Here is a 13514-nt window from a genome sequence, read left to right as displayed (position 1 = left end):
TCCGGGGCTACAGCCTTTTTCAAGTTTTAGAGGATTGAATCATGAGCAACGTCGACCACGCCGAAATCGCCAAATTCGAAGCCCTGGCCCATCGCTGGTGGGACCGCGAAAGCGAATTCAAACCGCTGCACGACATCAACCCGCTGCGGGTCAACTGGATTGACGAGCGGGTCAATCTGGCCGGCAAGAAGGTTCTGGACATCGGTTGCGGCGGCGGCATCCTCAGCGAAGCCATGGCCCAGCGCGGCGCGACCGTGACCGGCATCGACATGGGCGAAGCGCCGTTGGCGGTCGCGCAACTGCATCAGCTGGAGTCCGGCGTGAACGTCGAGTACCGGCAAATCACCGCCGAAGCCCTGGCCGAAGAAATGCCCGAGCAGTTCGACGTCGTCACCTGCCTGGAAATGCTCGAGCACGTACCGGATCCATCCTCGGTGATCCGTGCCTGCTTCCGCATGGTCAAGCCCGGCGGCCAGGTGTTCTTCTCCACCATCAACCGCAACCCGAAGGCGTACCTGTTCGCCATCGTCGGCGCCGAATACATCATGAAGCTGCTGCCGCGCGGCACCCACGACTTCAAGAAATTCATCCGCCCTTCCGAGCTCGGCGCCTGGAGCCGCATGGCCGGCCTGACCGTCAAGGACATCATCGGTCTGACCTACAACCCGCTGACCAAGCACTACAAACTGTCGGCGGACGTTGACGTCAACTACATGATCCAGACCCTGCGCGAGGAATAAGCCGATGGCCATCAGAGCAGTCCTTTTCGACATGGACGGCACTCTGCTCGACACCGCGCCGGACTTCATCGCCATCTGCCAGGCGATGCGCGCGGATCGTGGCTTGCCGCCCATGAACGACAAACACATCCGCGATGAAATTTCCGGCGGTGCCAAGGCCATGGTCGCGGTGACATTCTCGATGGATCCGGAGTCGCCGGGTTTCGAGGAACTGCGCCTGGAGTTCCTTGAGCGCTACCTCGTCGGTTGCGCCGTGCACAGCAAGCTGTTCGAGGGCATGGGCGAATTGCTGGCCGACATCGAGAAAGCCAATCTGGTCTGGGGCGTGGTCACCAACAAGCCGCTGCGCTTCGCCGAGCCGATCATGCAGCAACTGGGGCTGGCCGAGCGCTCGGCACTGCTGATCTGCCCGGATCACGTGAAGAACAGCAAGCCGGATCCCGAGATGCTGATCCTCGCCTGCAAGATGCTTGATCTGGATCCGTCGACCGTTCTGTTTATCGGCGATGATCTGCGCGATATCGAATCCGGCCGTGACGCCGGCACCAGGACCGCTGCCGTGACCTATGGCTACATTCACCCGGACGACAACCCTCGGCACTGGGGCGCGGACGTGGTGGTGGATCATCCGCTGGAGCTGCGCAAGGTGCTGGATAACGCACTTTGCAGCTGCTGAGGCCTGACGCGGAGCGTCATTGGCTGCATTCCCGCGCCGACGGTTCGACGCCTCGACGTGGGAACGATCTGACTCTTGATGAGGTTTTTTATGTTTGATTACTCCGCTCGCCCCGAATTGCTCAAGGATCGGGTCATTCTGGTCACCGGTGCCGGTCGTGGCATCGGCGCGGCTGCCGCCAAGACCTACGCCGCCCACGGCGCAACCGTGCTGTTGCTGGGCAAGACCGAAGCCAACCTGACCCAGGTCTACGACGAGATCGGAGCGGCCGGGCATCCGCAGCCGGCCGTGATCCCGTTCAACCTCGAAACCGCCCTGCCCCATCAATACGATGAGCTGGCGGCGATGATCGAGACCGAGTTCGGCCACCTCGACGGCCTGCTGCACAACGCCTCGATCATCGGCCCGCGCACGCCGATCGAGCAGTTGTCCGGTGAAAACTTCATGCGCGTCATGCAGGTCAACGTCAACGCCACTTTCATGCTGACCAGCACGCTGTTGCCGCTGCTCAAACTGTCGCAGGACGCGTCGGTGGTCTTCACCTCCAGCAGTGTCGGGCGCAAGGGTCGTGCTTACTGGGGCGCCTATGGCGTGTCGAAGTTCGCCACCGAAGGCTTGATGCAAACCCTGGCCGACGAAGTCGAAAACGTGGCCCCGGTGCGCTCCAACAGCATCAACCCGGGTGCCACCCGCACCAGCATGCGCGCCCAGGCTTACCCGGGTGAAAACCCGCTGAACAACCCGACACCGGAAGAGATCATGCCGGTCTATCTGTACCTGATGGGCCCCGACAGCACCGGTATCAATGGCCAGGCCTTCAACGCCCAGTAATGCCATACGTCGCATTTGTTGCCGTGGCGGAATCCCGTCGCGGCATGCAATTGCCGCTCTGAGCAGCGCAAACTCAGTCAAATATCCATCATCTTTACCGCCTACAAAGCCCCAACCTGTTGATTCAAAACGGTTTTCAAAAAATATGAACCGTATGGCACGACTTTCGCTCTACATTTCCTCAAAGCACGCCGAGTGAAGGCAGTCGGGCGAGGCCCGATTCGATAGCTGACTAATCGTCATCGCGCAGACTAAACTTGTGACAAATGTCCTACGGGACTGATGGATCAGTATGACGCGCAGCCCATAGCCGCTCTCACCCAGCCTGTAAGACAGACTTACTGCTTAGGGGCTCACGCCATATGAAATCACCCTCCCAGACCACTGCAATTGACTTCGACAGTGCCAAATTGCAACGCCTGGGCTTTGGTCAGCATCCGTCTCTGCTGGCGCGACCTGTCAGCCTGGCGCAATTGCGCCAGCAAATGAGCCTGCAACTGCAAACCAGCCTCGAGCCACAACGCATCCTCGGTCTTTTTTTCCGCGAAGTTCAGCGCCTCGTGCCGCTGGACGCTCTGACTTATATGCACAGCGGCAGCGACCTGCGCCTGGAATTCGGCGCCCGCGGACACCACACGGCCAGTTACAGCCTCAGCCACGAAGGCGAGCACATGGGTGAACTGGTATTCCGCCGCAACCAGCGCTTCAGCGAACAGGAACTGGGCAATCTCGAGTCGCTGCTGTCGGCCCTGCTGTATCCGATGCGCAATGCCCTGCTGTACCGTGCCGCCACGCAAAGCGCCTTGCGTGATCCGTTGACCGGTGCCGGCAACCGCATTGCCATGGAGCAGACGCTGCAACGGGAAATCGAGATGTCCCGCCGACACCTGCAACCGCTGTCGTTGCTGATGCTGGACATCGATCATTTCAAACAGGTCAACGACCTTCATGGCCACGGCGCCGGCGATGACGTACTCAAAGCCGTGGCCGCATCGATCAAGGGCCAGTTGCGCAATGTCGACATGGTGTTTCGCTATGGCGGCGAAGAGTTTCTGATCCTGCTGTCCAACACCGCTCGCGATGCGGCCGCCATGGTCGGCGAGCGCCTGCGTCAGGCAGCGCAGGCCCAGGATTACTACGCCAATAATCAATTGATCGAACTCACCGTGAGCCTCGGCTGCTCGACCCTGTTGCCGGGCGAATCCGCCGACAGCCTGCTGCGCCGCGCCGACAGCGCGCTATATGTCGCCAAGCGCGAGGGTCGCAATCGCCTGACCATGGCGGGCTGATTTTTCGCAGCCGACAAAAACGGGAGCCGAGGCTCCCGTTTTTTATTGATGTCGCCGAAATCAGCTCTCGACCAGCGCCCGACGCTCACGTCCGACCATCACCCGCTCCGACAGCTCAAGCTGCATGCAGCGCTCCAGGAACAGGTACATGTAGTCGTAGCTCTTGCAAATCGCCTGTCGCAGTTCCACCAGCAAGGCCTTGCTAGGGTTCGTCCCGGCCAGGGTGCAGATGATCTCCAGTGCTTCCCAAGGGTGGGCATCGTCGTACTGGGCGTGCATCTTCAGCCACTTCATCGCCCGCTTGCGATCCTCTTCAGGGAAGGCGGCGGCATAGACACCCGTCGAACACACCAGCGCCGACCACTCCCCGGTCGCGCCTTCGATGGCGTAGTTGGTGGCCGCAATGGCCACGATCAGTGAATCCGCCGAACTGGTGTGCCAGCACCAGTGGCTCAGGGCATGCAGCTCCGGTGGCACTTGCTGCGCCTGCAAATCTTCCAGGCTCACCCCATGGGCCCGGCTCCAGTGCAGCCAGTAATCGGCATGGTTGAGTTCAACGCGGATGTTGCGCATCAACCAGCGCCGCGCCATGTCTTCACCCGGGTGACGGGCGAATTTGGTTTTGGTGAGGTTCTGCGCCATGTACAAGGCGAATTGCTCAACGACGGGCCAGCCCCCGATCAGGTACTGGCGCATGGTTTTGGCGCTGAGCTTGTTATCACGCATGCGCAGATAAAGTTCATGTTCGACAACCCGGCGTTTGCTCTCGCTGCAATCCTGGATCAACTGTTGCGCCCAGGCGGGATAACTTGCAGCTTCCATGAGTGGTCCGGTTCGGTTGAATGTGTCGATCACTGTTCGGCTCCTTTTGATTTGTGATTGTAAGGATCGGCAAGAGACTTCAACGGAATTTGCCAGGCGCCTTGAATAACAGTGGCTGCGGTCTGGCGGGCCGACTTTGCAAACTGTCACAGGTAAACAACTGCGGGCGTTCCACAACATAACCCTGAGCGTAATCCACGCCGATTTCAAGCAACGCCTGCTCGATCTGCACCGTTTCAACAAACTCGGCAATTGTCTGCTTACCCATGACATGCCCGATGTGATTGATCACTTCGACCATTGCACGGTTAATCGGGTCGTCCAGCATATCCTTTACGAAACTCCCGTCGATCTTCAGGAAGTCTACAGGCAAATGTTTCAAATAAGCGAATGAAGACATTCCGGCACAAAAGTCATCGAGCGAAAAATAACAACCCAAGCCCTTGAGTTCATTAATAAATCTGATTGCACTACCGAGATTTGCAATGGCACTGGTTTCTGTAATTTCAAAACAAATCATTTCAGGCGGTATGCCGTAGTTATCAAACTGCTCGCGTAGAAAGTGCAAAAACGCGTCATCTCCGATAGTAATGCCTGAAAGATTAATCGCACACATTGCCAGAGGCCCTTCGCACTCTTCGTTAATACATTGAGCAATAACCTTAAATACATTCTGCACAACCCAGCGATCCAATGAGGTCATCAAACCGTAACGCTCAGCCGCCGGTATGAAACTGTCAGGGAGAATCATCCGACCCGCTTCGTCATGCAGGCGCAGCAGAATTTCGATGTGCCCGCGGGAACCTCCGGCAACCGAATTCAGCGGAGCGATTTCCTGGGCGTAGAGGCAGAAACGGTTTTCCTCCAGGGCCATGTGCAGGCGTTGTACCCATGCCATCTCGCCGAAGCGCAGAGACAGCTCCGAATCGTCGGCGTGATAGACCTGCACCCGGTTGCGGCCCTTTTCCTTGGCCATGTAGCAGGCCATGTCGGCGGCCCGCAATGAGGCTTCGAGGGTGGTCGGGGTTTGCGCGACGTGCACCAGGCCGATGCTGACAGTGGTCAGGAACGGCCGGCCCTTCCAGACGAAATGCAGGTTCTGCACGGTCTGGCGCAGCCCCTCGGCGATTTTCTCGGCCGCCTCCGGCGCGCAGTTCTCCAGCAGGATGCCGAACTCGTCCCCGCCCAGCCGCGCCAGGGTGTCGCCCTCGCGCAGGCCCGATTGCAGCAACGCACAGATATGCCGCAACAACTCGTCGCCGGCCGCATGCCCGCAAGTGTCATTGACCAGCTTGAACTGATCGAGATCGAGGAACATCAGCGCATGCCGTCCCGGCTGCCGGGTCAGGTTGTGCAGGGCCTGTTCGAGGCGGTATTCGAACTCGCGACGGTTAGCCAGCCCGGTCAGCGCATCGTGAGTGGCCTGCCACGACAGATTGGCGATGTATTGCCGCTCCTGGGTCATGTCATGCAGCACCAGCACGGTACCGCTGACCTTGCCGGCGTTGCGGATCGGCGCGCCGACCAGGGTTACTGACACGGTGCTGCCATCCAGCCGCTGGATCAGCTTCGAATGCTCGCTGCCGCCCGTGAGCTGGCCGCTCAGAATGTGCTCGATCAGAGTCAACCCCTCACTCTGGGCGTTGTCATCCAGCAGGTTGAACAACGCCGCCAGCGGGAGACCGGCAGCCTGCTCGGCCTTCCAGTGGGTCAACGCCTCGGCGGCCGGGTTCATATAGTCGATCGCCCCGCTCACATCGGTGGTGATCACCCCGTCGCCGATCGAGTGCAAGGTGACATGGGCGCGGTCCTTTTCCAGTTGCAGCGCTTCGGCGAAAGCGTGCCGCTGCTTGAGCAATTTGCGGGTGCGCAGCAGTGCCAGCACAATCAGGCCCAGCGCGGTGGCAAGGTTGGTGAACAGCAGCAGGCGCAGGATCATCCGCGAGCCTTCGCCCAAGGCATCGCTGAACGCCTTGGCGGCCGGGGTCACGCCATCATTAATGGCAAAAATCCGCTCTTTCCAGCGCCGGATATCGGCCTCGGTGGCGGCATTGGCAGTGATGCGCTGATGCATCTCCCGCGCCACGCCGTCGAGCTCCACCAGATAGGCATCGCCCAGCGTCCAGCGGTCGATGGCGGTTTCCAGGTAACTGAAGTGACGGAAATTCAGGTACAGCCAGATCAGACTGGACACATCGTCCGGATGATTGCCGCCCTTGAGGATGCCTTCGCGCGCCGCTTGCAGGTCGGGCGGTTGCTTGTCCAGCGCCAGACGCAACTGATGGCCACCCTGAGGCACGGCAATCGCGGTCTGGTATTTGAGGTAAATCGCCTCGTCTCGGCTGTCGGCATACAGGTTGAGGTAATAGATGGCGTCTTTCTGGCCCTTGGACCAGAGGCTTTCGCCTGCCACATACCCTCGAACCGCAGAAAGGACGTAAAGACTCACGCCCCCCAGCAAGGCTTGAAACAACACGACGGCAATGAATGGCCAGACGATGCCCAGCAACCGAGGCGTTCCGAGAGTCCGCTTTTGTTTCATTGGATTCCTTGCGTGGTCACTGCCTGATCGTCCGTCTCTATCAGACCAACTCCCAAAGACTAGGAGGCGTTCGGGGTTACGGCAAGCGGCGGATCGGCCCTGATTCAGTACAAACGCAGCCTTATACATATGTAACGCCGCACAATTGGCTGGCGGCGTTTCACTGGCACTCCAGTTGTTCCCTCTCAGGGCAGGAAATCGTTCTCGCGGAGTGCTGCATCACATCGATCTCTCTTGCTACAACCGACACACCAGACACTCAGGAGTTTCGTGTCAGACAGGCATCGGGACTTGATTCGGGCCCCGACATCAAAGACCTGGCTCCCTCACCCGCCGCACGGGAAAACCATCAATCGCATAAGGCGAGAAACATCGCGCATGCCGACGTCGTGACCGCCAGCAATGAGATGCCGACCTCACTGGACAGCGAGGCCAAACTGGTGGGCTTGTTGCGCAAAAAGTATCGCCTCGGTGGACGTGGCCACAAGCCTGCCGCCGAGCAACAGCTGGTCACGACGCCACGACAGATGGATTGAAGGTGCTGCGCAGCTGATCTACAACCGCTGCAAATGCCCATAAAGCTTGGCGTACAACCCGCCATCGGCAATCAGTTGCTGATGGTCACCATCCTCGGCCACTTGCCCGCCGTCGAACACCAGCACCCGGTCCGCCTGCTTCACCGCTGACAAGCGGTGGGCGATGATCAACGTGGTGCGGCCATGGAGGAACCGCGCCATGGCCTGGTGCAGGTTGTATTCGGTGGCGGCGTCGAGGGCTGACGTCGCCTCGTCGAGAATCACCACTTTGGGTGCCGCGAGAATCATCCGCGCGATCGCCAGACGTTGCCGCTGACCGCCGGACAAACGCACGCCGGAGCGGCCGACGATGCTGTCCAACCCGTCCGGCAAGGCGCGGATGGTGGGTTCGAGCTGGGCGATTTCCAGTGCCTGCCAGCAGGCTTCGTCGCTACGGGTGCGGCCCATGGTCAGGTTGGCGCGCACGCTGTCGTTGAACAGCGCCGGATGTTGCAGCACCACCGCGACATTTTCCCGAACCGTTTCCAGGCCGATTTCCTGCTGGGTCGATCCGCCGAAGCGGATCGTCCCGGCCAGTGGCGTGTAGAGCCCCAGCAGCAATTGCACGAGGGTACTTTTGCCGCCACCACTGGCGCCGACAATCGCCACTTTTTCACCAGGAGCGATGGACAGATTCAACTGGTCCAGCACCAGTTCGTCGCCGTAACCGAAGCTCAACCCTTGCACCTGAATCCCGACGGTATCGCGGCCCTTGAACGGATCGACACCGCCGGGGTATTGCGGCTCGTCGGCGCGCGCCAGCAGTTCGTTGATCCGCGACAGCGCACCGCCTGCCGCGTAGTAGGCGTATTGCAGGTTCAGCAGTTGTTCGACCGGGCCGATCATGAACCACAGATAGCTGAACACCGCGAGCATCTGGCCGATCGACAGATCGGAGAACAACACCGTGAGCATGGCCGCCGCGCGGAAGATATCGATGCCGAACTGAAACAGCAGACCGCTGGCCCGGTTCGAGGCGTCGGTCTTCCATTGCGAATTGACTGCGTAGTTGCGCACTTCCTGCGCTCGCAGGCCGAGGCGCCCGAGAAAAAAGCCCTGACGGTTGCCGGCGCGCACTTCCTGTATCGCATCAAGGGTTTCGCTCAGCGCCTGAGTGAAGCGCGAGGTGCTGTCGTTCTCCAGTTTCTTCAGGTGCTTGACCCGCTTGCCCAACTGCACCGTGGCGTAGATCACCAGCGGGTTGAACAGCAGGATCAGCAATGCCAGTTTCCAGTGCATCCACATCAGGATGCTGGCGGTGCCGACCAGGGTCAGCATCGCCACCAGGAAACGGCTGAGGGTTTCGCCGACAAACTTGTCGAGGGTGTCGAGATCGGTGACCAGGTGGGTGGTGACCGTGCCGCTGCCCAGGCTTTCGTATTCACCGAGGGAAATGCGTTTCAGACGCTCGATCAGCCGCACGCGAATGCGATAAACGATGTCCTTGGCCAGCCGCGCAAACAACCGCGCCTGCAATACGCCAAAACACAGGGCGCTGCAGCGCAGGGTCAGCGTCACCACCAGCATCAGGCCGATATAGCCTGCCGCCTGCTGCCACATCGAAGGCAGCACATGGTTCATGACTTTCAGCGCCGCATCGCCGTGACCGAGCAGGACTTCGTCCACCAACAACGGCAACAGCAGCGGAATCGGCACGCTGCACAGCGTCGCCAGTACGGCCACGCCGTTGGCGATCCACAGGGATTTTTTGTGATGAAGTGCCAATCGCCGGACTTCAGCCCAGCTCAGCCGGTCGACACGCTTGACGGCTGGCGTGTCATCGGCCGGGTCAGACACAGGCGGCGCGCTCCAGCCATCGACCGAGCAACGGCGACAGTTCACTGAGCGGCTGGTAACCGTTGGTCAGCAACGCCAGTTGGCCATTGCGCTCGGCGAGCAGCGTCGGGAATCCGGCGATGCCCAGATCCTGCACCCAGCTGAAATCGGCCTGGGTCGCCTTGTGTTGATCGGCATGATCAAACAGGGCAGCAAATTCGATGCGCGGGACGCCGGCCTTCTCGGCCAGCTCCACCAGAACGCTGGCCTGGGTGACATCGCGACCTTCGACGTAAAACGCGTGCTGGATCAACCCGACCAGTTTCCACGCGCAATCCGGCGCCAGGCTGCGCGCGGTGACGATGGCCCGGCAGGCAGGTTCGGTGTCGTAGACAAAACCGTCCGGCAATGCGCCTTCCAACTTGAACGGCTGGCCAGTGGCCTCGGTAACCGCCTGCCAGTGTTCGAGAATGTAGCGCCGGGTGGTCGGCTCAAGCGCCGCACCGCTGCCGGTACGCAACCCGCCGACCACCAGGTGCAGTTCCACCCCGGCTGCCTGCGCCTGCTCCACCAATGCCTTGGCTACCGGAGCAAATCCCCAGCACCACGAACACATCGGATCCATCACATAGAGCAGGCGTGCAGACATGATTAAGCCTCGGTGGATGCTTGCTTATCTTGCTTATAGTTGTAGCCGATCGGGTGCGGCATGTTGCGCGCTTTTGCCAGTTCGATCTGCTTCTGGCGGTCGATGGCGCTGCGGCGGGTCTTCTCGCTCAGGGTGTCCCAGCAGTGCGGGCAGCTGATGCCGGCCACGTAATGCTCGGAGGCGCGATCTTCAACGCTGACCGGGGTGCGGCAGGCATGGCACTGATCGTAGTCGCCTTCGCTCAGGTCATGGCGCACGGTCACGCGGTTGTCGAATACAAAGCAGTCGCCCTGCCATTTGGTTTCTTCCTGCGGCACTTCTTCGAGGTACTTCAGGATGCCGCCCTTGAGGTGGTAAACCTCTTCGAAACCTTCGCCGAGCATGTAGCTCGAGGCTTTTTCACAACGAATGCCGCCGGTGCAGAACATCGCGACCTTCTTGTGCACGGCCGGATCGAAGTGTTCTTTGATGTAGTCGGGGAATTCGCGAAAACTGGTGGTTTTCGGATCGATGGCGCCTTCGAAGGTGCCGATCGAGACTTCGTAATCGTTGCGGGTGTCGATCAGCAACACTTCCGGATCGCTGATCAGCGCATTCCAGTCCCGCGGTTCAACGTAGGTGCCGACCTTCTTGTTCGGGTCGACGCCTTCGACGCCCAGGGTCACGATCTCTTTCTTGAGCTTGACCTTGGTGCGATAGAACGGCTGCTCGTCGCAGTACGATTCCTTGTGATCGATATCGACCATGCGCGGATCGTTGCGCAGCCAGGCCAGCAGGCCGTCGATGCCTTCACGGCTGCCGGAAACCGTGCCGTTGATGCCTTCTTCGGCGATCAGCAGAGTGCCTTTGATGCCGTTGTCGACCATCGCTTGCAACAGGGGCTCGCGCAGGCTGACGTAATCTTCGAGGGTGACGAACTTGTACAGTGCCGCCACGACAATCGGTTGTGTCATGGGTATTTCTCCAGGTGGCTACCCTCGTAAAGGGTGAACCGGATGCGAAAAAAAACGCGCCGGGTCAGCGGCGCGTTGCGGATTCTAGCAAAAAACCTCAGTTCATTGCTGCAAGGCTCAATGCTTGCTGCCGCCGGCACAGGTCGGCGACGCCGGAGCGGCACCCACCTCTGCCCATTCCTGCGGGGTGTAGGTGTGCAGCGCCAACGCATGGAACTCGCCCATCAGCTCGCCGAGCGTGCCGTAGACTTTCTGGTGGCGCTTGACCCGGTTCAGGCCTTCGAACTGCGCACTGACCACCACTGCCTTGAAGTGGGTCTGCAACCCTCGACTGTGCATGTGGCTTTCGTCCAGCACTTGCAGATGCTCAGGCTGAAGCAGCGCCAGCGTCGATTCGATGCGTTGTTGCATGGTCATCACGAACTCCGCTTACTTCTTCTTGGCCGGAGCCGCGCCTTTCGGTGCCAGCTCGTTGGTCATGTCGTCCAGCAGCTTGTTGACCACCGGTACCGCGCTTTCCAGTTTGGCCTGGGTCATCTGGGCCGATTGCTGAGTCAGCTGCGGCATCTTTTCCAGGACTTTCTTGCCCAGTGGCGACTGGTAGAACGCGACCAGATCTTTCAACTCCTGTTCGCTGAAGTTGCTGGTGTAGAGCTTGACCATGTCCGGCTTCAGCTTGTTCCAGCCGATGGCCTGGTCCAGGGCGGCGTTGGCCTTGGCCTGGTAGGTATCCAGTACGGCTTTCTTGGATTCCGGCGCCTTGGTCTGTTCAAAACGCTGGGCAAACATCTGCTGAACCTGCATGTACACCGGAGTGCCCAGCTTGTCAGCGTGCGCCAGGGTCAGGAAAGTTTCGGCACTGGCGTTGTGGCTGGCGGTATCGGCAAACACCTGGCCGCTGGCGCAAACCAGGGCAACCGCGGTGCAGATGGCACGAAGACGAATCATCGAGTTTCCTTTTCAGCTAGGCGAGGTCAAACCCCAAGGGCGACCATTCTGCGCCTGAATAACGCTGCGGCTCAACCCCCGGCCCTTGCCGCGCTTGATTGGCGGGGATTTGCCAGTCAACAATCGGCCGGAGGGAACCACCCGGGCCGACACCGGCCTAAACTGCGCAAACAGACCAACAGGAGTGTGCACGATGAGCCGTAACGAAACCGACAGCCTGGGCCCGATCGAAGTCCCGGACGACGCTTACTGGGGCGCTCAGACGCAACGCTCGCTGATCAACTTCGCCATCGGTCAGGAACGCATGCCATTGCCGGTCCTGCACGCCCTGGCCCTGATCAAGAAAGCCGCGGCCCGGGTCAACGACCGCAACGGCGACCTGCCTGCCGACATCGCCCGCCTGATCGAACAGGCCGCCGACGAAGTGCTCGACGGCCAGCATGACGACCAGTTCCCGCTGGTGGTCTGGCAGACCGGCAGCGGCACGCAAAGCAACATGAACGTCAACGAAGTGATCGCCGGCCGTGCCAACGAACTGGCCGGTAACCCGCGCGGCGGCAAGACGCCAGTGCACCCCAACGATCACGTCAACCGCTCGCAGAGTTCCAACGACTGCTTTCCCACCGCCATGAGCATCGCCACTGCGCAAGCGGTGCAGGCCCAACTGCTGCCCGCCATCGCCGAGTTGTCGGGCGGCCTCGCCGAGCTGTCGGCACGGCACATGAAACTGGTGAAAACCGGTCGCACCCACATGATGGACGCCACGCCGATCACTTTCGGCCAGGAAATCTCCGGCTTCATAGCGCAGCTGGATTACGCCGAACGAGCGATCCGCGCAGCGCTGCCCGCAGTCTGCGAACTGGCGCAGGGCGGCACGGCCGTCGGCACCGGACTCAATTCGCCACACGGTTTCGGCGAAGCGATTGCCGCGGAACTGGCGGCGCTGTCGGGCCTGCCATTCGTCACCGCGCCGAACAAGTTCGCAGCCCTCGCCGGCCATGAGCCGCTGAATACGCTGTCCGGCGCCCTGAAAACCCTCGCCGTGGCGCTGATGAAAATCGCCAACGACTTGCGTCTGCTGGGCTCGGGCCCACGCGCAGGTTTTGCTGAAGTGAAATTGCCGGCCAACGAACCAGGCAGTTCGATCATGCCCGGCAAGGTCAACCCGACGCAGTGCGAAGCGTTGTCGATGCTCGCCTGTCAGGTGCTGGGCAACGACGTGGCAATCGGTTTTGCCGCCAGCCAGGGTCATCTGCAACTGAACGTGTTCAAACCGGTGATCATCCACAACCTGCTGCAATCGATCCGCCTGCTGGCCGACGGGTGCAGCAACTTCCAGCAGCACTGCATCGCCGGGCTTGAACCGGATGCCGAAGTCATGGCGAAACATCTGGAACGCGGGCTGATGCTGGTGACGGCGCTGAACCCGCACATCGGCTACGACAAGTCGGCGGAAATCGCCAAGAAGGCCTACAGCGAGGGCAAGACCCTGCGCGAAGCCGCGCTGGAACTGGGTTATCTGACCGATGAGGAGTTCGACGCCTGGGTACGGCCGGAGAACATGATCGAGGCCGGCGCCAAGGGCTGAATCCCGTAGCGCCAGAAAGTCCGTCATCGCGAGCAAGCTCGCTTGTATGCTGGTACTTGAAGGGAGGAGGAGGGACAAGGCTCGATTCTGACTGTTGGCGCAGTACAGATCCGTGGGAGATTTCG

13 protein-coding genes are annotated in these 13514 nt (G+C 60.4%); 6 read left to right on the top strand and 7 right to left on the bottom strand.

Translation table 11 applies throughout. The annotated features are described in order from the left end of the window. The first annotated feature begins 41 nt into the window (after positions 1 to 41). From ubiG to CAF79_RS20380, 4 genes are all read left to right on the top strand, one after another. Complete coding sequence (ubiG, locus tag CAF79_RS20395; RefSeq protein ID WP_085699921.1) at positions 42 to 740, top strand: bifunctional 2-polyprenyl-6-hydroxyphenol methylase/3-demethylubiquinol 3-O-methyltransferase UbiG; 699 nt, start codon at positions 42 to 44, stop codon at positions 738 to 740. A gap of 4 nt (positions 741 to 744) precedes the next feature. Next, positions 745 to 1416 (top strand): N-acetylmuramic acid 6-phosphate phosphatase MupP, encoded by a 672-nt coding sequence (gene mupP / locus CAF79_RS20390; RefSeq protein WP_085699919.1) that lies wholly within the window; start codon positions 745 to 747, stop codon positions 1414 to 1416. A gap of 90 nt (positions 1417 to 1506) precedes the next feature. Next, on the top strand, positions 1507 to 2247 hold the full coding sequence (locus CAF79_RS20385) for a YciK family oxidoreductase (protein WP_085699917.1): 741 nt from the start codon (positions 1507 to 1509) through the stop codon (positions 2245 to 2247). Positions 2248 to 2609: 362 nt separating this feature from the next. Further along, positions 2610 to 3536, top strand: a complete 927-nt coding sequence (locus CAF79_RS20380) for a GGDEF domain-containing protein (protein ID WP_085699914.1) — start codon at positions 2610 to 2612, stop codon at positions 3534 to 3536. 60 nt (positions 3537 to 3596) lie between these two features. On the opposite strand, the gene CAF79_RS20375 is transcribed toward CAF79_RS20380, so the two are convergent. Continuing rightward, on the bottom strand, positions 3597 to 4391 hold the full coding sequence (locus CAF79_RS20375) for a TenA family transcriptional regulator (RefSeq protein ID WP_085699912.1): 795 nt from the start codon (positions 4389 to 4391) through the stop codon (positions 3597 to 3599). Positions 4392 to 4437: 46 nt separating this feature from the next. Further along, positions 4438 to 6900, bottom strand: a complete 2463-nt coding sequence (locus CAF79_RS20370; protein ID WP_085699910.1) for an EAL domain-containing protein — start codon at positions 6898 to 6900, stop codon at positions 4438 to 4440. A 389-nt stretch (positions 6901 to 7289) separates the two neighbouring features. On the opposite strand from CAF79_RS20370, the gene CAF79_RS29205 reads away from it, so the two are divergent. Then, a complete protein-coding gene (locus CAF79_RS29205; protein WP_170929758.1) occupies positions 7290 to 7436 on the top strand; it encodes a hypothetical protein in 147 nt (48 codons plus the stop codon). 18 nt (positions 7437 to 7454) lie between these two features. Here CAF79_RS29205 and CAF79_RS20365 read toward each other — a convergent pair whose 3' ends face one another. The 5 genes from CAF79_RS20365 to CAF79_RS20345 form a co-directional block, all read right to left on the bottom strand. Continuing rightward, a complete protein-coding gene (locus CAF79_RS20365) occupies positions 7455 to 9272 on the bottom strand; it encodes an ABC transporter ATP-binding protein (RefSeq protein ID WP_085699908.1) in 1818 nt (605 codons plus the stop codon). Then, the gene (locus CAF79_RS20360) at positions 9265 to 9867 is read right to left on the bottom strand and encodes a DsbA family protein (protein ID WP_170929764.1); all 603 of its coding nucleotides are present in this window, start codon (positions 9865 to 9867) and stop codon (positions 9265 to 9267) included. Before CAF79_RS20360 ends, CAF79_RS20365 begins: the two co-directional genes overlap by 8 nt. Before the next feature lie 35 nt (positions 9868 to 9902). Continuing rightward, a complete protein-coding gene (locus tag CAF79_RS20355) occupies positions 9903 to 10853 on the bottom strand; it encodes a rhodanese-related sulfurtransferase (protein ID WP_085699904.1) in 951 nt (316 codons plus the stop codon). A gap of 117 nt (positions 10854 to 10970) precedes the next feature. Then, the gene (locus CAF79_RS20350) at positions 10971 to 11270 is read right to left on the bottom strand and encodes a BolA family transcriptional regulator (protein ID WP_065257175.1); all 300 of its coding nucleotides are present in this window, start codon (positions 11268 to 11270) and stop codon (positions 10971 to 10973) included. Between the two features lie 12 nt (positions 11271 to 11282). Then, positions 11283 to 11801 carry a DUF2059 domain-containing protein gene (locus CAF79_RS20345; protein ID WP_085699902.1) on the bottom strand — a complete coding sequence of 173 codons (519 nt, stop codon included), beginning with the start codon at positions 11799 to 11801 and terminating at the stop codon, positions 11283 to 11285. Between the two features lie 193 nt (positions 11802 to 11994). Between CAF79_RS20345 and CAF79_RS20340 the strand changes: the two genes are divergently transcribed. Beyond that, the gene (locus tag CAF79_RS20340) at positions 11995 to 13389 is read left to right on the top strand and encodes a class II fumarate hydratase (RefSeq protein ID WP_085699900.1); all 1395 of its coding nucleotides are present in this window, start codon (positions 11995 to 11997) and stop codon (positions 13387 to 13389) included. The last annotated feature ends 125 nt before the right edge of the window (positions 13390 to 13514 follow it).

This window comes from Pseudomonas sp. B26(2017) (genome assembly GCF_002113045.1).
Classification (GTDB): Bacteria; Pseudomonadota; Gammaproteobacteria; order Pseudomonadales; family Pseudomonadaceae; genus Aquipseudomonas.
This window is presented reverse-complemented; position numbering and strand designations above follow the sequence as displayed.

Excerpts from the sequence above, each read along its gene's own strand:
- CAF79_RS20385 (WP_085699917.1), top strand. The coding sequence starts at position 1,507 with ATGTTTGATTACTCCGCTCGCCCCGAATTGCTCAAGGATCGGGTCATT.
- CAF79_RS20370 (WP_085699910.1), bottom strand. The coding sequence starts at position 6,900 with ATGAAACAAAAGCGGACTCTCGGAACGCCTCGGTTGCTGGGCATCGTC.
- CAF79_RS20340 (WP_085699900.1), top strand. The coding sequence starts at position 11,995 with ATGAGCCGTAACGAAACCGACAGCCTGGGCCCGATCGAAGTCCCGGAC.
- CAF79_RS20360 (WP_170929764.1), bottom strand. The coding sequence starts at position 9,867 with ATGTGTTCGTGGTGCTGGGGATTTGCTCCGGTAGCCAAGGCATTGGTG.
- CAF79_RS20380 (WP_085699914.1), top strand. The coding sequence starts at position 2,610 with ATGAAATCACCCTCCCAGACCACTGCAATTGACTTCGACAGTGCCAAA.
- ubiG (WP_085699921.1), top strand. The coding sequence starts at position 42 with ATGAGCAACGTCGACCACGCCGAAATCGCCAAATTCGAAGCCCTGGCC.
- CAF79_RS20345 (WP_085699902.1), bottom strand. The coding sequence starts at position 11,801 with ATGATTCGTCTTCGTGCCATCTGCACCGCGGTTGCCCTGGTTTGCGCC.
- CAF79_RS20355 (WP_085699904.1), bottom strand. The coding sequence starts at position 10,853 with ATGACACAACCGATTGTCGTGGCGGCACTGTACAAGTTCGTCACCCTC.
- mupP (WP_085699919.1), top strand. The coding sequence starts at position 745 with ATGGCCATCAGAGCAGTCCTTTTCGACATGGACGGCACTCTGCTCGAC.
- CAF79_RS20350 (WP_065257175.1), bottom strand. The coding sequence starts at position 11,270 with ATGACCATGCAACAACGCATCGAATCGACGCTGGCGCTGCTTCAGCCT.